Source organism: Janthinobacterium sp. Bl 1 (genome assembly GCF_058215535.1).
This window is the reverse complement of record NZ_CM177086.1, coordinates 3,032,280-3,053,296: the sequence shown is the minus strand read 5'-3', so window position 1 is coordinate 3,053,296 and position 21,017 is coordinate 3,032,280. Positions and strand designations below refer to the sequence as shown.

Here is a 21,017-nt window from a genome sequence, read left to right as displayed (position 1 = left end):
GCGCAACCAGAGTCCGCAGAACCAAGGAAGCACCCGCTATTGCGTTTTCTTTTCCTCCTTTTTCACCAATTTCCCATTAATAAAGGTAATGATATTGCCCGGGTCCTGTTTTGTGGCAAACGTGTCGCCAGCTATCGGGTTGCTCACCGTGGCGCATCCTGCAGCGCCGGTGCCATAGCAGCTATGCGCGCTGTATGAAGTGTTGTACACATTGATAAACTCGAACATGGAAGCGATGACGTTGCCAGGATTCATGGTCGTCAGGACAGGAATCGGATCATTTTTCATGTACGTATAGCGGTACAGTTCCTTGTCCGACGACGTTTGTGTGTTCACCTTGCCAAACGAGGAATACAGGTCCGTATTCGAAATGCCGGGACCGAATGCCTGCAGCGTCAGGTTCGGGTTGACAAAGCCGTTGCTTGCCGCGATGTCCAGTCCATTCCTGGCGACAATTGCGCCGCGGCTATGCGCCAACAGCAGGTTTTCCGTGTCCTGGCGCCCCATCAGCACCTGCGCCAGCTCCTTGTCGCCAGCAGAATAACCCAATACCGGCGCCAGCAATTTCTCATATCCAGCCAGCAGCACATCCGCGAAACCAGCTTGCGTCTGCTCGATATGCATCAGGACAATGACTTCCGGCTTTTTATTCTCGGCATCAAGAAGCACGTTCTGGTAGGCCAGTTCCGCAGCGCGGTCCATGCCATTGCGAATGCCATTCACGGCCAGCACTCCTTTCATGGCGATGGCCTCCTCCTTGGTGATCTCTTCCTTGACAAGCAAACCAGGTTCCTTGATGCAGGCATTGCGGTCGCCTGGACAGCTCAGCTTGTAGAACTTGCTGGGTGTATTTGCCGCAATAAAGGTCTGATCCGTGTAGTAGGTGGCCTCGCCATACATGGCATTCTTGAAGCCTTGCACGATCTCGGCATTTTTCGCCAGTTCCTGGACATTCTGTTTTTCCGCCGCCGTATGCGCCACGCCCGTATCACGGTTCAGCGCCGCGATGGCCGCCGCGCCATCTTTCCCCGTCAATGCCTGCTGCTGCGCATTGTCGCGTATCGTCAGTACGCCATTGCTGACGGTACTGCGCGTGAGCCCGTTCGAGGAAGCGGAATCGGAACTGTTATTGAGCAAGTTTTTCGCCACCAGCTTGCTGCCCTCGTACAGATTGTCGGTGGCATTCGGCCTGCGGCCTGCGTTGATCAAATCTGTGCCACCCGGTCCCTTGCCCTTGCCGACATCCTTGTTGTCAGCCACCTTGTCAGTCCCGTCCTTGGTGGCCGGCTCCTTGTCTTTCTTGGCGTCCGGATCGGCAAAGCTAAAGCCGCCGCTCAGTCCCATGGTGCTGGCTTGTGCCACCGAATGGTTCTTGATATCGCTCTGCGTGAGCGTGCCCGTATTCAGGCTGTTGGCGCCGGGCGCGGCGCTGCTGCTGATTATGGCGCCCTTCAAGTCAGTATTGCCGCCAACCGTAATCTGGAAACCGCCCGCGCCGGCCTGGATGCCGCTTTGCTCCTGCACGTTGGCATAATCGCTATGCATCTTGCTCTGGCTGAAACTGGCATTCACACTGGCGCCGGCGCCATAGGTTCCGCTCACGCTGACACTCTGGTTCTTGCTGTCGAACTTGGCCGTATCCTGCAAGCTTTCCAGATTCAGATTGCCCCCGATATTGGCGATCACCTGACCGGCATTCGCCACCGCCCCCTTGATCGTGGTGTCGCCACCACTATGAATAACCAGCAACTTGCCCGCATTGATGTGGGTATTGAGCTGAGTACTGCCCTCGCCATCCTGCTTGCCCTGACTAGCGCTGACGCTGCCGGTCAAACCAAACGCCGCCCCGCTCTTGCTGATGTTGGCCGAGACGCCTGCGGAGGCACTCAGGCTCGAACTTGTAGTGTGCTGACTTTCCGTATCCTGAACTGCCAGTAAATTGACCTGATTATCGGCACTCAGACGGATAATATTGCTGGCATTGAGCTCGCTGCCGAGGATATTGATATTGCTATCCTTGCCGCCGCCCGTTGCCGTGATGTTGATGTTTTTACCGCTCAGTATGCTGCCGCTGTGCGTCGTGCTAGCGGTCATTTGCGTCTGTTCGCTTTCCGAGTGGCCATAGGTCAGACTGATACTCACGCTCGGGCCTTGCTGGGCATTAGCCGATTTGGCGTTGTTAGCGGCCAAGGCGGCTGTAGCCGCGGCCATGGCCTGCACCCGACCATTGCTGGTCTTGCCCATGGCCTCGCCCATGCCTTGCACGGTCTGAATGGCGCTGACCACGGTGCCACCCAAAGCTAGGCTGAAGCCGTCTTGCACTGTCTTGGTGACAATTTTACCTTTCTCTGTATCCTGCCCAGCAGCAATCGTCACACTCTTGCCGGAAAGGCCAAGGTCGCCCCCGGCACCGACATCACTTCCCTTGATATTAAGTGCGTTGCTGGCGCTGATGGTCAGATTACCATTCACCGAACCTATCAAACTGCGCGCCTGCCCACTTTCCATGGTGCCGTCGCGTTGCTGGTCCATGGTGGTCATACGTTTGCCATAGCTGATACCCAGACCACTGCCGCCGCTCAACAATCCGCTTTCCTTAACTTCGCTATGATGCAACTCATAGACGGTATTGGTTCCGGCCTCAATGCTGATATTATTTTTCGCCACTAGGCTTGTTGCCGCATCGCTGAGAATATCGGAGCCAATGACTTTAATGTCATTCCCCGCGAAAAATACCACTGTATTGCCGCCAAAAGAGCTGCCGATGGCCGTGTTGGTATCGACAATATCGTGCCGGGTCGTCACTTTCTTTGAAAGAAATCCACTCTCCGTTTGCTGGCTGGCAGACTCGACCTTGTTACTCGCGTTACCCGCGACAATATGAATGTCATGTCCAGCACTCACGGCCAATAGATCGCCAGCTTGCATGGTGGCAGCCCTGGCATTCACATCATTTCCTGCGCTTAATATAACATTGCCTAATCCCTGTATCTCGCTGCCAATTTCACCTGTATTGTTTTCCTTGTTGTAATTCTTCGCATCGTAAGTTCTGCTTTCAGCGCTGGCCGTCGCCAGCGTCGCGAAGTTGATATCCCGGCTAGCATTGAGCAGCGTATTGCCTGCCTCGCCAGCATTTCCAATGACGCCCGCCAGCAGATTCACGTCCCGCCCCGCCGAAGCGAGCAATAATCCACTGCCAGTGGTGCCATCACCAGTCACATACAGACCCGCGATACGGTCGGCCGCCGTACGGCTGGAACTGCTCTCGGCGACATTGCGGGAAGAGCTATAGGCCGAGCTCGTCACGTTGATATCGCGCCCTGCCGACAAGACCATCTCGCTATTGGCAGAGATTGTGCCCCCTACATTGTTCAAATCATTTAGTACCGCGATCGCGACGGCGTCACTATGGATACGCCCATTCAGGTTGTCCACATTCTCCGCGTTCAACTTGACCACATTGCGTCCGGCAATCGAGCCACCGTTCACCAGATCACCAGACATACTGATCTCGACATCCTTACCGGCCAGCAAGCTTCCGGAACCATCCAGGTCACCCTCGCGCAAACGCACAAACACTTGCGGCACCAGCGCCTTCTCGATGGAACCGTCCGCCAAGGTGACGTCCTGCTCCACCAGCCAGACAATGTCGCTGGTGAGAACAGCCATTTGCGCCGGCGTGAGCATGACGCCAGGTTTTAAGTCATGCGCTCTGGCAAACAAAACACCCGCGTCCATCAGGGCTCGATACTGCTGTTCATCACTCGTGTAATCGCCTACAAAACGCTGGCCCGTCAATTCCGCAACCTGCTCGCGGACGAGGCGCTGCTCATAAAATCCATCTCCGAGGCGCTTTTGCGTCACGGAAGGATCCATTTGCACCTGTGCCGACATGTAATCAGAGCCGGTCCAGTCTCGATAGTTGGTAAACCGCGGATCAGTTTCCACCAGATACCGTGCGGTCTGACCTCCATTGGTCTTGAACAGGCTAGCATTCGGCAACTGCATCGATGGAGAAACCGTACGCACCAATTGTGCACGGCCAGACGAGTTGGCCAACGCGACCTGCTCAATGCTATTGATCTGCCCCCGCGATACGCCATTGGCGGCAGAAACCCGCACCGCATTTCCAGTGCTTGATTGAATCGTCGTGCCGTCTGCCACGGCAATGTTTACCTCCATTGACCCGCTAGTGCCTGCAGCGTCTACTGCACGCGCTTGTGCCACGGAGGCGAGCGTCAGATATTGTCCCGACTTACCAATACGCTCGCTGCCATCGGCCGTCGTAGCCCCCAAAACGGTTGACGGGCCACTCTGCTTTGTGGAAACAAGCAAACCAGGATCGAGGTTGGCGCTTCCGCCACCTCCACGGGCCGTATCGACATGACTGCCATGCACATTACTCAGTCCCCCAGCCCTGCCTGCGTTGCCCGTACGCTCACTTGCACTCACGCCAGCGGCACCATCGACAGCGTGTGCGCCACCATGCCAAGTACTGGCCAGCACAGAGGCATCGACCGTATCGGCGCCGCTCACGCCACTCGCGGCACCGGTTTGAACGCCGGTCACCTTGCCATATGATTCAGTTTTCCCTGCATCTCCGATGCGAGTACTGCCGTGAAGGCCCTCATGGTCAGCCACAGCGCCAACGCCCTGGCCAACGGTATCGGTAACGGCGGCGCCAAGTTGCATGGATGACGCTGTGGCAGAACTGTTCACGCCGCTGACCTTGCCGACAAGGGCGCCGCTCGCGCCGCCGACAGGTCCCGTCTGGCCTGCATTGCCTGTGTCTCCTGCGCCATTCGGGATCGTGCTCCCCGCCGCCTTACCTGCACTCTTGCCATTTGCCGCGCCAACGCCTGCGACGCCCACAGCAGTACTGTCAACAGTTGCGAAAGCTATACTGGCACTGGCAGCAGTGGCGCCGCCAGCACCAGTGTCAACACCGTCCGCGGCTTTTCCTGATGGCGATGTGTAATTGCTTCTTTGCACTGTTTCGTGGGCCGGCGCCGTCGAAATATAATCGGCCGGGTTATACGCCTCGGTACGTTGCCCGCCTCCAGAAGAACTGCCACCCGCGCCTCCTCCTGCTCCATACATCATCGTCGTAACAGTCCCCGACTCTCGGATGAAAGTCGTGAGCATCACGTCCGGATTCCTCAGCACCGCCCCCGTCATGGTCAACTTACCTCCCGCTATGACATGACTTTGCTGATTCAAGGCATCGTTGGAGCTGATGGTCAAGTTCCCGCCTGCTAGTATTTTTCCAGGATCAGACTCAACAATTACATCCGAACGCGACGTACGCCTGATCACATACCGTTTATAATTGGTTGTGCTACCGCCCGGGTAGTTGAGCGCCATCCCATAATTTGCTGAGGAAGACCCGCGTGTTTCCTCGCTAACGCCCGGTGTGCCCGCTCGATAACGCTGGCCATTGTATTCATACTCAATGATGTCTTCCGTACCATTATCTAACGTCTCGACCCTGAAATGGGCATTCAGATTCCTGAACTGGCCAGCCGCCATGTCCAGATTCCCCAGCGCCTCAATCGTCGCGCTGGCATTCGTCACCGATCCCGCCCAGCCTGTGGCGATGCGATTGCCGTCCAGGTAACCTCCAATCGCCATGTCGCCGCCGCTGAAGATCAGGCCGTGTTCGCGGTTGTTCAGCGTCGTCACGCCGATGTCAAGGCGGCTGCGCGCCGCGATGGTGGCTGCAATCCCGCCCTCCACGTCATTGTTGACGGTGCCGCCGGCTATGCTCAGATGATCACCGTAGATGCGCCCCGTGCCCATGTTGTTCAGCGTGCCGACGTTCAGTTGTGTGCTGATGCCATCGATCACGCCGTGGTTGTTCAGCAGGCCACCGACATTGACGCGCGTCGTGCCCGCGTTGATGTCGCCCGTCGCCGTGTTATCGAAATTGGCGGCGCCAAGGGTCAGCATGCTGAGCGCCTGTATCTTGCCCGCGTTCACCAGTTGCCCGCCGATGGTGATATCCGCATTGCCGTTGGCCATGACTTCGGCCCCTGCGCTCAAGGTAAAGTTGCCGGCCAGGTCCAGCGCCATGTCTTTCTGCGACAGCACCTTGCCGTCGCCGCTCAGGCTGCCCGCCCGGATGTCGGTACGCTGGCCGCCGATGATGGTGCCGCCCGTATTGGTCACGGCCAGTCCACGGCCGGGGCCGGTGTCCTGCAACGCCAGCGCGCCACCGGCGCTGAACATGCCCAAGGTATTGTTGATGCTGCCAGCGCTGTTGATCGCCAGGTTGCCATCGGCGCGCACCGCGCCCTGCACATTGCTGACGTTGGCACTGTTCAGGGTCACATGGATGCCTTCGATGCCCTGGTTCGCGCCCAGGGTGCTGGCATTGTCAATTGCGCCGCCTGTTAATGTTACCGCCGCGCCGGAACGGATCAAGCCTTGCTGGTTGTTGACGCTGCCGCCACCGGCGTTCAGGCCGATCTTGCCCAGCACCTGGATTTGTCCGCCCTGGTTATGCAAGCCGCTCAAGGTCAAATCCAGCGCCGACTTGCCGACGATCTGGCCGCCACGGTTATCCAGCGGGCCCACGCTGCCCGTGATGTTGCCAGCGGCGCCCAGGTAGCCGCCCGCATTGTTCCAGCTGCCCGTTTGCAGGGTCAATCCTGCGCCGCTGCTGATGCCGCCGGCACTGCCGGGATGGCGCACCGCATACGCGCCCGCATTGGTGTTGAGCAAGGCATTGCCGTGCGTATCGATGGTCATGGCGCCGCCCGACTGCAGCAGGCCGCCATCGTTGTCCAGGATGCCCGTCTGCAAGTTGACGGTTCCCGTGCCCGCCAGGGTGCCTTGGTTGTTGTTGAACAGTTGACCATGCGTGTCGAGCGTGACGTTCGCGCCGGCAATGGTGCCCTGCGCGTTCCACAGGCCGCCATTGCTCAGGATGATGTCGCCACCCGCTTGCATGGTGCCGCCATTATTGACGGTGGCGCCCGTGGAGGTAACCTGCAACTGGCCTTGCACCGAGGCCAGCTTGCCGCCGGCGCTGTTGTCGACGCTGGCTGCGTTCACGGTCATATTGCCCGTGGCGGCCAGCAAGCCGCCCGCATTGTTCAAGGCCTGCGCCACATTTGCCGTCAGCTGCCCGCCCGCCGTGGCGCTGCCGCCCTGGTTCAGCAGGCTGCCAGCACCCAGCACGACATTGCCGCCGCCGGCGATGGCGCCGCCATGACTATTGTCCAGCACGTTGTTCGCCGTCACCGTCAGATTGGCCGTGCCGGCCGCCTGCAGCTTGCCGCCCTGGTTGTTCAGGCTCGGGGCAACGATATTGGTGTTGCCATTGCTGGCGATCGTGCCGCCACTGTTATCCAGGCTGGTCGTCAATTGAATGCTGGTATCACCTTTACCCAGCTGCGTCAGGTTGCCACCCGCATTGTCCAGGGTACTACCCGTCACGCTCACTTGCTGCGCGATGGTGCTGGCGTTGCGGTGGTCGATGGTGCCGGCTGTGACAACCAGGGCGCCATTGCCCGTGATCTGTCCGCGCAGGTCGTTCAACTGCGTGGCCTGTAAGTTCAAGGTACCGCTGCCCGCGTGCTCGATCTTGCCATCCGTATTCGTCAGGATGCCTGCTTTCAGGCCCAGGTTGGCGCTGTTGACGGCGATGCGTCCACCCGTGTTGTCCAGCACGCCCGCTGGCGATGTCAGCTCGATGACCGTATTGCCGGTACCCGTCTGCACGATGCTGCCTTGCTGGTTGTTCAGGTTGCCCACGCCAACGGCCAGCTGGCCAGCGCTGATATCGCCGCGCTGGTTGTTCCAGGCCTGGCTATTCGCACCGGCCGTGATCGTCAAGGCGCCCGGCGTGGTGACCACGGCACCGCTGGTGCTGACGTCGCCTGTTGTCGCCGTTAGATTGATATTGCCGGCACTGCTGCGGCTGCCGCCAAGGTCGACGCTGCCACCGCCCAGGACGGCATTGCCTGCCGCTAGCACCTGCCCATGGGCACCCAGCGCCTGCTGCGCCGTGACCTGCAAGTTGCCGCTCGTCTGCAAGCTGCCGTCGGCTTTCACGCCCGCGCCGATCAGGCTGGACGCGCCGCTGTTGACGCTGTTGGCGTTGATGGTGTTGTTGCCCTGGGCCAGGATCACGCCGGTGTTCTCCAGCGCGCCGCTCACCTTCAGCACTTGCTCGCCGCCGGCAAACAGACTGCCGCTGTTGCGCACGCTGCCCGCCGTGGTCGTCAGATTGCCGCTAGCAACGATGCTGCCCTGCGCATTGAGCAGCTCGTCCATGCTCAATTGCGCATTGCCGCCCGCTGCCTGCAATTGTCCCAGGGTATTGTCCACCTTGCCGCCAGCCAGCGTCAGGTCGCGCCCTGTAATGATCACGCCGCTGGTGTTGTCAAGCTTGCCCGTCGCCGCCACATTGACGTCCTGCGCGGACGCAATACGGCCGTGATCGTTGAGCAACTCGCCCGTTTCCACGCGCACATTGCCATTCGCCTCGATCTTGCCCCCGCTATTGTCCAGGCGCGTGCTGGCCAGTACTGTTGCCGCACTCGTGCCCAGCTGCGTGATCTGTCCCTGGCGGTTGTCGAGGATGCCGGCGGTGACGCCCACTTGCTGCGCCAACAGGCTGGCGTTGCGGTGATCGATGTAATTGGCCGCCACACCCAATGCACCATTGCCCGTGAGCTGGCCCCGTTGGCCGTACAGATTCGTGGCGCGAATGTCCAGCACACCCTTGCCCGCGTGTTCGATCTTGCCATCCACATTCGTCAGGTCGCCCGCCTGCAGACGCAGATTGGCGCTGTTGACGGCGATGCGCCCGCCCGTATTGTCCAGCTTGCCCGTCTCGATGACCGTGTCGCCAGCGCCCGTCTGGATCAAGGTCCCCTTGGTGTTGTCCAGGTTGGCCACCCGCAAGGCCAGCTGCCCGGCGCTCAGGCTGCCGCCCTGGTTGACCAGTGCCTGGCCATTGGCGGCATTCGCCGTGATGCTCAATAGGCCATTGGTAGACACGACCGCCTTGCTGGTCGTCACATTGCCCGTCAAGGCCGTCAAGCCGATATTGGCCGCGCTGCTCTGGCTGCCGCCCGCATCGACCGACGCGCCCGTCAGCTGCAACTGGCCGGCCGCCATGTTCTGGCCACCGGCTTGCAAGACGCCACGGGCCGTCACCGCCAGGTCACCAGCCGAGGCAAAGCTGCCATCGGCGCGCATGCCTGCCGCCAGCAAACCGTTACCGCTCAGGCTACCCGCCGTGATCGCCGTATTGCCCAGGGCGGCAAGCGAGCCTGTATTGCTCAGCAAGCCACCGATGTCCAAGGTCTGGTTGCGTCCTGCGTACAGCACGCCTGCGTTGAGCACGTCACCGCTGACCTTGGCCGTGATATCCATGCCCGCGCTGAGCGTACCTTGCGCATTGCGCAGACTGGCCGCATCCAGGCTGAGAGCGCCAGTACCCGCCTGCAGCAAGCCGCGCGTATTGTCGATGGCGCCGCCCAGGTGCAAATCGGTTGCCGACGCGATCACGCCGTCGGTATTGACGAGTGCGCCAGTGCTGACGATGTTGGCGGACATGGCCGAGGTAATCTTGCCTTTGCTGTTGTCCAGGCTGCCGGTCTGTACCGACAACACGCCATTGCCGGCGATTTCTCCATTCGTATTGTCCAGCAGACCCGTGACGGCGACCGTCATGCCTCCCGCGCCCGTCTGCAGCAGATGGCCGCCCCGGTTGCTCAGGCTGTCCGCCTGCACGCTCAGGGAGCGTCCCGTGGTGGTGGCGTTGGCGTGGTCGAACAGACCGGCCTTCAGATCGACGGCGCCATTGCCGATGATGCTGCCGCTGGCGCCCTGCAAGGTGGCTGCCGTGATGGCCAGGGTGCCGCTGCCGGCATGCTCGATCTTGCCGCCTGCATTCGTCAGGGTGGACGCGTCCAGAGTCAAATTATTACTATTGACGGCGATACGCCCGGCGCTGTTGTCCAGCTTGCCCGTTTGGATGACAGTGTCGCCCGTGCCCGTTTGGATCACGGTGCCTTTGGTGTTGTCCAGGTTACCTACGTGCAGCTCAAGATGGCCAGCACTAAGTTGTCCTTCCGTATTGCGCAAGGTGTCTTGCGCATGGATCGTCAAGGCGCCAGGCGTGCTCACTACGGCTTTATTGGTACTCACATCGCCCTGTGTTGCCGTCAGGCCGATGTTGGCGGCGCCGGTCTGGCTACCGCTGATATCAACGTTGGCGCCAGTCAAATTGGCGCCGCCTGCCGCCAGAGTCTGGCCATGTGCGACCAGCGTTTGCGCGGTAGTGATCGTCAAGTCACCAGCCGTGCCTAGCTTGCCATCGGCCTGAACACCCGCGCCGATCAAGCTGCTTGCGCTGCTGTCGAGGGTCTTTGCCGTGATGCTGATATTGCCCTGCGCCGCGATGACGCCCGTGTTCGTGATGGCACCTGTTGCGGTCAAGGATTGATTCCCTGCCGCATACAGGCTGCCCGTATTGTCCAGACTGGACAGTGTCGCGTTCAGGTTGGCACCGGCAAACACGTTGCCTGCGGTGTTGTTCAAGTTCGCCACATTTAGGGTGGCATTACCGGCCACGGCCTGCAATTGGCCCTTGGTATTATCGATATCGCCACCGGACAGTTGCAGATGACGCCCTGCCGCCACTGTCCCTTCCGTATTGTCCAGGCTGCCCACGTTCAATACGGCATCCTGCGCCGCCACGATGCGGCCGGTGTTGTTCAGCAAGATTGCGGCTTTTACCAGTGCATCGCCGTTGCCTTCGATCTTGCCGCCCGTGTTGTCCAGCTGACCCGTGGCAGCGACCGTCATGAGGCCCGTACCCGTCTGGGCCAGGCTGCCGCTGCGGTTGTCCAGGCTGCCGGCGTTGATGGTCAGCTGATTCGCCACCGTCGTCGCATTGCGATGATCCAGAGTGTTTGCCGTGATGTCGAGCTTGCCATTGCCCGTGATCTTGCCGTACTGGTTGTTGAACTGGCCCGCATTGATGGCCAGCAGGCCGCTGCCTGCGTGCTCCAGCTTGCCATTGATGTTCGTCAAGACCGTCGCGTTCAGGGCCAAGTTAGCGCTGTTGGCGGCGATGCGGCCCGCCGTGTTGTCCAGCTTACCTGTCGTGATGGCGGTGTCGCCGGCACCCGTCTGCACGATCTCGCCGCTGGCGTTGTTCAGGTTGGCGACGTTCAGCTGCAGTTGTCCCGCCACCAACTGACCCTGGGTATTCACCAGCGACTGGGCGTTATTTGCATTGGCCGTGATGGCCAGCACGTTGCTGGCCGAGACGACGGCTTTGTTCGTCAGCACATCGCCGCTGCGCGCGGTGATGGCGATGTTGTCTGCCCCCGTCTGGCTGCCCGACAGGTCGACACCGGCACCCGTCAACGTGGCTGTACCTGCTGCCAGATTCTGGCCACTGGCCTGCAACACACCATCGGCATTGATGATCAGATCGCCAGCCGTCCCCAGGCTGCCATCCGCTTTCACGCCGGCGCCCAGCAGACCGCTGCTGATCACTTTGCCAGCGGTAATCATCGTGTTATTGACGGAAGCGATAGAACCTGTGTTGTTGAGCAAGCCGCCCACCGTCAGTTGCTGGTTGCGGCCCGCGTACAGCAGGCCCGCGTTGTTCAGGTCGCCGCTCACTTTCGCCGTCAGGTCCGTGCCGGCGCTAACCGTGCCCTGCTGGTTCAGCAAGCTGGATGCATCCAGATGCAAGGTGTCCGCCTGCAACACGCCGCGCGTGTTGTCGACATTCACGCCACCGACATGCAAGTCGGCAGTCGCTGCCATCACGCCATCGGTGTTATTCAATACACCTTTGCTGACGATATCGGCCGCCGCAGCCGAGGTGATGCGGCCCTTGCGGTTGTCCAGTAGGCCCGCTTGCAGATTCAAGATGCCCGTGCCCGCATGCTCGATCTTGCCATCCTGGTTCGTGATGGTGACGGCATCGATGTTCAAGTTTGCGCTGTTGACGGCAATGCGGCCCGCTGTATTGTCCAGATTGCCGGTGACGATGCTCGTGTCGCCCGTGCCCGTCTGCAATACCGTACCCTTGGCGTTGTCGAGATTGCCTAAATGTAGATCCAGCTGGCCCGCCTGCACCGTGCCTTCCGTGTTGTGCAAGGTGGAGTTCGTCGTGATGTTGAGCGCGCCTGGCGTCGTGACCACCGCCTTGTTCGTGCTGACGTCACCCGTTGTTGCCGTCAGACCGATGTTCGCCGCGCTGGTCTGGCTGCCGCCGATATCGAGCGTGCCGCCAATCAGTTTGGCATTGCCTGCCGCCAGGTTTTGGCCATGCGCAGCCAGCGTTTGTGTAGTGCTGATCGTCAGGTCGCCAGCCGTGCCCAGCTTGCCATCAGCCTGCATGCCAGCACCGAGCAAGCTACTTGCGCTGCTGTCGAGCGTCTTTGCCGTGATGCTGGTGTTGCCCTGCGCCGCGATGACACCCGTGTTCACAATGGCGCCGCTGGCGGTCAAGGTCTGGTTGCCGGCCGCATACAGACTGCCCGTGTTGCTCAAGGTATCGAGTGCGGTGTTCAGGTTACCGCCGGCAAACACGTTGCCTGCGGTGTTGTTCAGGTTCGCCACATTCAAGGTGGCATTGCCGATCACAGCTTGCAATTGGCCTTTGGTATTGTCGATGTCGCCACCGGACAGTTGCAGATGACGTCCTGCCGCCACCGTGCCTTCCGTGTTGTCCAGGCGATTTACATTCAACGTGGCATCCTGCGCCGCCACGATGCGGCCGGTGCTGTTCAGCAAGGTGGCTGCCTTCACCAGCGCATCACCATTGCCCTCGATCTTGCCACCCGTGTTGTCCAGCTGGCCGGTGGCGCTCACCGTCATCAGTCCGGCGCCCGTCTGTGCCAGGCTGCCGGCGCGGTTGTCCAGGCTGCTGGCGTTGATGGCCAGCTGATTGGCCACCGTCGTCGCATTGCGGTGATCCAGGGTGGCAGCCATCATATCCAGCTTGCCATTGCCCGTGATCTTGCCGAACTGGTTGTTAAACTGGCCCGCGTTGATGGCCAGCACACCGGCACCAGCGTGCTCCAGCTTGCCATTAACGTTCGTCAATATCGTCGCGTTCAGGGCCAAATTAGCGCTGTTGGCGGCGATGCGGCCGGCCGTGTTGTCGAGCTTGCCTGTGGTAATGACGGTATCGCCGGCACCCGTCTGCACGATGTCGCCGCTGGCGTTGTTCAGGCTGGCTACGTTCAACTGCAACTGGCCGGCCACCAGTTGCCCCTGGGTATTCACCAACGACTGGGCGTTAGTCGCATTGGCGGTGATGGCCAGCACATTGCTGGCCGAGATGACGGCCTTGTTCGTCACGACATCACCAGTATTTGCCGTGATGGCGATATTCGCCGCCCCCGTCTGGCTGCCAGACAGGTCCATACTGGCACCCGTCAACGTGGCCGTACCTGCTGCCAGATTCTGGCCACTGGCCTGCAACACACCATCGGCATTGATGATCAGATCGCCAGCCGTCCCCAGACTGCCATCCGCTTTCACGCCGGCGCCCAGCAGGCCGCTGCTGGTCACTTTGCCCGCGGTAATATGGGTGTTGCCAACGGAGGCGATGGAACCTGTGTTGTTCAGTAAGCCGCCGACCGTCAGTTGCTGGTTGCGGCCCGCGTACAGCAGGCCCGCGTTGTTCAGGTCGCCGCTCACTTTCGCCGTCAGGTCCGTGCCGGCGCTAACCGTGCCCTGCTGGTTCAGCAAGCTGGCCGTATCCAGACGCAAGGTGTCCGCCTGCAATACGCCGCGCGTATTGTCGACATGCACGCCACCGACATGCAAGTCGGCAGTCGCGGCAATCACGCCGTCTGTATTGTTCAGCGCCCCCTTGCTGGCAATATCCGCCGAGGCAGCGGACGTGATACGGCCCTTGCTGTTGTCCAGTACGCCCGCTTGCAGATTCAAGATGCTCGTACCCGCATGCTCAATCTTGCCGTCCTTGTTCGTGACGCTGACGGCATCGATGTTCAAGTTTGCGCTGTTGACGGCGATGCGGCCGGCCGTATTGTCCAGACTGCCGGTCTGGATGACCGTATTACCCGTGCCCGTTTGCAACACGACGCCTTTGGCGTTGTCCAAGTTTGCCACGTGCAGGTCGAGCTGGCCTGCCTGCAATGTCCCTTCCGTATTATGCAAGGTGGCGTTGGTCGCCACACTCAACGTACCCGAGGTCGTCACAACCGCCTTGTTCGTACTGACGTCACCTTGGGTGGCCGTCAGGCCGATGTTGGCACCGCTGGCCTGGCTGCCGCTGATATCGAGCGTAGCGCCGGTCAGATTGGCATTGCCTGCCGCCAGAATCTGGCCATGCGCGGCCAGCGCTTGCGCGGTATTAATCGTCAAGTCGCCTGCCGTGCCCAGCTTGCCATCGGCCTGGATGCCCGCACCGATCAAACTGCTTGCGCTGCCGTCAAGGCTATTGGCCGTGACGCTGTTATTGCCCTGCGCTGCAATCACGCCAGTATTCGTAACAGCACCTTTCGCGGTAAGCGATTGGTTCCCGGCCGCATACAGACTGCCGGTGTTGTTCAGGGTGTCGAGCGTGGTGTTCAGGCTTGCGCCAGCAAACATACTACCCGCCGCATTGTTCAAGTTCGCCACATTCAAGGTGGCGTTGCCCACCACGGCCTGCAGCTGGCCCTTGGTATTGTCGATGTCGCCACCGGAAAGATTCAGGTGACGGCCCGCCGCCACCGTACCTTCCGTATTGTCCAGGCTGCCCACGTTCAATACGGCATCCTGCGCCGCCACGATGCGGCCCGTGTTGTTCAGCAAGGTAGCCGCTTTCACCAGCGCATCACCATTGCCTTCGATCTTGCCGCCCGTGTTGTCCAGCTGGCCTGTGGCGCTCACCGTCATGAGGCCCGTGCCCGTCTGCGCCAGACTGCCGCTGCGGTTGTCCAAGCTGCCTGCGTTGATGGTCAGCTGATTCGCCACCGTCATCGCATTGCGATGATCCAGAGTGGTTGCCGTGATGTCGAGCTTGCCATTGCCCGTGATCTTGCCGAACTGGTTGTTGAATTGACCCGCGTTGATGGCCAGCACACCGGCACCTGCCTGTTCCAGCTTGCCATTGATGTTCGCCAAGACCGTCGCGTTTAGGGAAAGATTATTGCTGTTGACGGCGATGCGGCCCGCCGTGTTGTCCAACTTACCTGTGGTGATGACGGTGTCGCCCGTGCCCGTCTGCACGATCTCGCCGCTGGCGTTGTTCAGGTTGGCTACGTTCAACTGCAGCTGGCCGGCCACCAGCTGGCCCTGGCCGTTCACCAACGACTGGGCGTTATTCACATTGGCCGTGATGGCCAGCACATTGCTGGCCGAGATGACGGCTTTATTCGTCAGCACATCGCCGCTGCGCGCGGTAATGGCGATGTTGCTTGCCCCCGTCTGGCTGCCCGACAGGTCCACATTGGCCCCCGTCAGCGTGGCTGTGCCCGCCGCCAGATTCTGGCCACTGGCCTGCAATACGCCATCGGCATTGATGGTCAGATCGCCCGCCGTGCCCAGGCTGCCGTCCGCTTTCACGCCGGCGCCCAGCAGACCGCTGCTGGTGATCTTGCCAGCGGATATATTGGTGTTGTTGACGGACGCGATGGAACCTGTGTTGTTGAGCAAGCCGCCCACCGTCAATTGCTGGTTGCGGCCCGCGTACAGCAGGCCCGCGTTGTTCAGATCGCCGCTCACTTTCGTCGTCAGGTCCATGCCGGCGCTGACCGTGCCCTGCTGGTTCAGCAAAGTTGCCGCATCCAGGCGTGCATTCTCCGCCTGCAATACGCCGCGCGTGTTGTCGACATGCACACCACCGACATGCAAGTCGGCAGTCGCTGCCATCACGCCATCGGTATTGTTCAGCGCCCCCTTGCTGGCAATATCCGCCGAGGCAGCGGATGTAATGCGGCCCTTGCTGTTGTCCAGCACGCCGGCCTGCACTTGCAGGCCGCCATTGCTGGCGATGTTGCCACGCGTATTGTCCAGGGTCTGCGCCACGTCCACGCGCATCTGTCCCGGTCCCGTCTGCTGCAGGGTGCCGTCGCTATTGTCCAGCTGGCCGGCCTGCACTGTTACGTTCTGCCCGGAAGTGATGGCATGGCGGTGATCGATCGTTTCCGCCTGGATATCAACTAAACCATTGCCCGTCACCTTGCCGCGTTCGTCATCGAAGCGCGCCGCCTCAATACTCAGGCGGCCCGTGCCCGCATGTTCGATGCTGCCGTCGCGGTTAAGCACCTTGTCGGCATGCAGCGCCAGCTTGGCGCTGTTGACGGCGATGCGTCCGCCCGTGTTGTCTAGGGTGCTGCCTTGCAAGGTGGTGTCGCCATTGCCCGTCTGAATCAGGGTGCCGCTGCGGTTGTCGAGCGATCCCGTTTGGATATCTAACTGGCCCGCGCTCAAGGTGCCGCGCACGTTCGACAGGATCTGGCCGCTATCGGCCGCCGTCACGGACAGCAGACCGGTGGTCGTCACCAGTGCGGTATCGGTGACGACATTGCCTACGCTGGAATTCAACTCAATGGCCGCGCCCCCCGTCTGGCTGCCGCTCAGGTCGATGGCGGCAGCATGCATGCTGGTTTTGCCGGCGGCCAAGTTCTGGCCATGGGCCGCGATCGCTTGCGTGGCCGTCAGCTGCAACTGGCCGCCGCCGGCCAAGTTGCCGTCGGCGCGGACCCCGGCGCCCAGCAAGCTGCCGGCCACGCTGTCGATGCGGCTGGCATCGATGCTGTTGTCGCCCTGCGCAGCGATCACGCCGCTGTTGCTGACGGCGCCGTTCACCTGCAGCGTCTGGCTGCCGGCCGCATACAGGTTGCCGCTGTTCAGTACCTCGCCAGCCTTGGTGACAAGATTGCCACCAGCAAACACGCTGCCGGCCGTATTGTTCAGTTTTGCGACCGTCAAGGCCGCATCGCCCGCCAGCGCCTGTATCTGGCCGCGCGTATTGTCGATGTCGCCACTGTCGAGGCGCAGCTTGCCGCCCGCCGCCAGGATCGCCTCCGTATTGTCCAGCGCGCCTGTCGACAGTGCCAGGTCGCCGCTGGCCACGATGCGGCCCTTCTGGTTCTGCACGCCGGCCGCCTGTACCGTCATCGTGCCATTGCTTTCCAGTGCACCGCCGCGGTTGTCCAGCCCGCCACGCACCTGCACGCCGGTCGCGCCCTGGCCGCTCTGCGCCAGGCTGCCGCCCCGGTTGTCCAAGCTACCGGCATTGATACTGAGCTGCCCCGCCACCGTGCGCGCGTCGCGGTGGTCGACCTGTTCTCCCGTCAGCGCCATCGCGCCGTTGCTGATGATGCTGCCGCGCTGCAAGTTGATTTGTCCCGCGCCGATCTCCAGCGCACCCGTGCCCGCATGCTGGATCTGTCCATCCTGGTTGCTCAGGCTGGCGGCCTGCAGGCGCAAGGCCTGGCTATTCGTGGCGATGACGCCGCGCGTGTTGTCCAGGCTCCCCGGCAATTGCATTGACAGATCGCCCGTGCCCAGTTGCGTGATCTGGCCGCCCACGTTCGACAAGTCGTGCGCATTCAGCCCCAACTGCTGGCCCGTCAGCTGCGCTGCATCGCTGCGCACGGTGCGCGCAGCGTCCAGCTGCAGGCGTTCGCGGGCACTGACCTGGGCGCGGCTGGCGTCGAGGTCGCCGGCGCTGGCGCCCAGGCTGACGTTCGCGCCCGAAACCTGCGCCCCAGCAAGGTCCAGCTGGCGCGCCGCCAGGCTGCTGTCGCCGCCCGCCACGGCCGTGCCGTGCACGGCAATGGTGTCGCCAGCGGAAACGTTCAGCTTGCCGCTGACGGTCAATGTATTGTCCAGATTCAAGCCGGCCGCCAGCACCGAGCCAGCCGTGGCATCGATGCGCGATCCGGCGCCCGTGGCTTGCACGCCGACATTGTTCTGCGCGCCGATCACGCCGCTGTTCGCAATATTGCCCTGCGCCTGCACCTGGCTGTCGCCGCCCGCATACACGGTGCCGCTGTTGGCCATGTCGCCCGTGACGGCGATGCTGGTCTGGCTGCCGCTGCCGGCGGACTGGATGTTGCCGCTGTTGCTCAGCCAGCCGTTCGATTGCAGCACCAGGTTGCCCGCCGTGGCCGCCAGGACGCCCGCGTTGCGCACGCCCAGGCCCGCTTCCGTGCCGATCAGGGTAATCTTGCCCGCATACATGCCGCCCAGCTGCGCCACGTCCAGCGCGTAGGCTGGTGCCGGGCCTACGCCAGATGCTGCGCCCGCCACGCCATGCGCCGCATCGATCTGATTCGTTCCTGTCACCACTTTCAGTTCCTGCGCCCAGATACCGCCATTGATTTGCGCGGCGCGCGCCAGGATGGCCGTATAGTCGCTCAGCGACGTATCGAGGCCGCGACCATTGATCGTGACCACGCCGCGCTGCACCATGTAGCCGTCCAGGCTGCCATCGTTGAGCATCGGCGTACCCGTCGTCAGCACGACCCGGCTGGCATTAATAAAACCGCCGCCATCGATGGCCACGCCGGCCGGGTTGGCGATCACAACCTCTGCCCGCTGGCCCGCCACTTCCACATAGCCGCGCAACTGGCTCGGATTTGCCGAGTTGACCTCGTTGAGGATGACGCGCGCACTGCCGCCCGCCAGCCATGGATTGCCCTGCACCCAGCCGCCCGTCTGCGTCTGCACATTGCCGCGGCTGTTGTTGAGGATGGCGCCATTCGCCGTCACGTCGAACTGGCTGTAGGTATTGCGCGAGACACCCGCCGCGCTCGGCGTCTGGATATTCACCTGGGTCACGCCATTGGCGCTTTGCACCACCGTCGGACGCTGGCGGCCCGGCGCATTCGGGTCGGCCACGATCTGCCCCATGGCCGGTCCGGCCACAAAGGCCACCATGCCCAGTGCGCCAAATATCGCCAAGGCCAGCGGCCGCAGGCGTCCGTTCACACTTAAACTTAGCCCGCCACCGCCATCACCCTCAAATACGCCGCTATCCAGGCCGCCTTCTCCCTTGGCCGCCTTGCCTTGCGACGAAGCATTTTCGGCGACGACCATCAGTTGGCCACGGCGTTTATTGAAGATGATGCGGTACAGGTTCTTGTTCATGAAATGTCCTAATGACAATTAAATGATGCGATAAAGGGAGATGACAACTGATCGATGGCGGCGTCTTAGTAACTGGCGTTCAGGCTGAAGCCGGCCGTATGGCTGGCCGTACGGAACAGCTCGGGTTTGCGCACGGGCCAGCCGACAAAGGCGTCGTACTGCACGCCCAGCCACTGGCCGCGCAAACCGACGAAGCAGCCCGTCAGGCGCCGCGCAATCAGCCATTCGGCGGATGGCCCCGACACTTCGCCGTGGTCCAGCCCGGCATACGCTTCCTGGCCGCTGCTGCCCAGCGGCACGCCGAGCTCATTGCGCAGCAGCCAGCCGCGCTCGGCGGACAAGCTGCTTTCGCCGTCGTAGCCACGTACCGTGTAGCGCCCGCCGATGGCAAAGCGGTCTTGCGGCACCAGCGGCGTGCGGTTGTGCTGCATGCGCCAGCTGCCCGCGTAGCGCAGCGGCTGGCCAGCCAGCTTGAACGGCGCGGACAGGGCCGCGTCGGCCAGGATGAGTTTGAAACGCGACGTGCCCTCGCCAAATGCTTCCTCGGGCGCCGCCATCGCATGCATCGCGCCCGTGCCGCGCCGGTATTGCAGGTTCAAGTCCAAGGTGGCCTGTCCCATGAATTCGCGATGACCGATACCCAGTTCCCAGCCCGCCATGCGGCGGCGCTGCACTTCCACTTCCGTGTCGTCGATGAAATTCTGCGCGGCGCGTTGCCAGCCACGCAAGGACACCGTCGTCTTGCGCGACGCATCGCGGTACACCATGCGCGAGAGTTTCACTTCCTTGTTCTGGCTGGCGCCGCTGTAGTTGTAGTCTTGATTGATGCCGGCCACGGACTGGTGGTAATGGCTGTCGCTGGCCGTGAAGGCCAACAGCCAGTAAGCGTAGGGAATCGAATAGTGGGCCACCATGCCGCCCGTGCCGCGCGGACCGTTGCGGTCACCGTCGACGTTCTGGTTCAGGCTCAGGTAAAACAGGTCGTTCAGGGTCAACCAGTGGTCGTACGACAGGGTCACGCTGCCCTGCAGCTTGCCTGTCGAGCGCGAACCGCCATCATCGAGGCCCAGCGCCAGCCGAAACGGCAAGCCCTGCTTCCACTGGATCTGCAGGTCGCTCTCGCCCGGCTTGGCGTTGCCGCCCTCGGCCGGCATGATCTGGATATCGGCCTCGGCCGTCGGCACGCGCTTGAAGTTCTCCAGCGCCTGCTCCGTATCGCGCACGTTGAGCAAGTCGCCGGGCCGCGCCGGCACGGCATTCCACCAAGTGGCCCGGGGATTCGTGCCGGGCGCAAAACCGATCTGGCGGATACGCCCCGGTATCACGCTCAAGGCCAAACTACCCTTGCTCAAGTCCTGCGGCTCGGCCAGCACGCGCGTGGTGACGTAGCCGCGCGCGATGATGGCGTTCTGCATGCGGCCCATCAGTACATTGATGGCCTGCGTGCCCAGGCAACGGCCCAGCGGAGAATCCAGCGCGCCCAGGTCGTCGCGGTTGGTGGCGTTCAATGCCAACTGAAACTGCGCCGCATCCTCGCCGCGCAACACAAGATGGTCAATCGTAAAACACGGCGATTCGCCCGTCGGCAAGCGGTTTGCTGACACCGCGGCAGGCGCATCGAGCAGGCGCACGTCGGGATTGCGTTCCTGCTGCTGGCGCAGGACGCGCTCGCGCTCTTGCTGGCGTATCAATTCTTGGCTGGCATCGTCGCGCTGGCTGCTGCCAGGCGTGGTGGGAAGGGGCGGCGCGATTTCGGGACGGGTCTGCGCGGACACGGCGGCACACAGGGTGCCGCTAAACAAAAATACACCGCACCATGGCGTCAAGCGCAGGTGCATATGTTGCCTTAAATAATTATTTACGTAAGGAAATTATAAATTAATTATTTCTACCGGGCAACTTTATTTATTTCTTGAGAACTT

Annotated in this window: 2 protein-coding genes; both read right to left on the bottom strand. The window is 61.7% G+C overall.

Annotated features, from left to right (window positions below; genetic code table 11):
* Window positions 1-36: 36 nt before the first annotated feature.
* Window positions 37-19,095 (bottom strand): two-partner secretion domain-containing protein, encoded by a 19,059-nt coding sequence (locus AC4BCN_RS13675; RefSeq protein ID WP_338682132.1) that lies wholly within the window; start codon window positions 19,093-19,095, stop codon window positions 37-39.
* A 65-nt stretch (window positions 19,096-19,160) separates the two neighbouring features.
* Window positions 19,161-20,933: a ShlB/FhaC/HecB family hemolysin secretion/activation protein gene (locus tag AC4BCN_RS13670; RefSeq protein ID WP_338682131.1), complete on the bottom strand. Its 1,773-nt coding sequence runs from the start codon at window positions 20,931-20,933 to the stop codon at window positions 19,161-19,163.
* Window positions 20,934-21,017 lie beyond the last annotated feature (84 nt).

Bases quoted from the DNA above. Each gene is read 5' to 3' on its own strand.
- AC4BCN_RS13675 (WP_338682132.1), bottom strand. From the start codon at position 19,095: ATGAACAAGAACCTGTACCGCATCATCTTCAATAAACGCCGTGGCCAA.
- AC4BCN_RS13670 (WP_338682131.1), bottom strand. From the start codon at position 20,933: ATGCACCTGCGCTTGACGCCATGGTGCGGTGTATTTTTGTTTAGCGGC.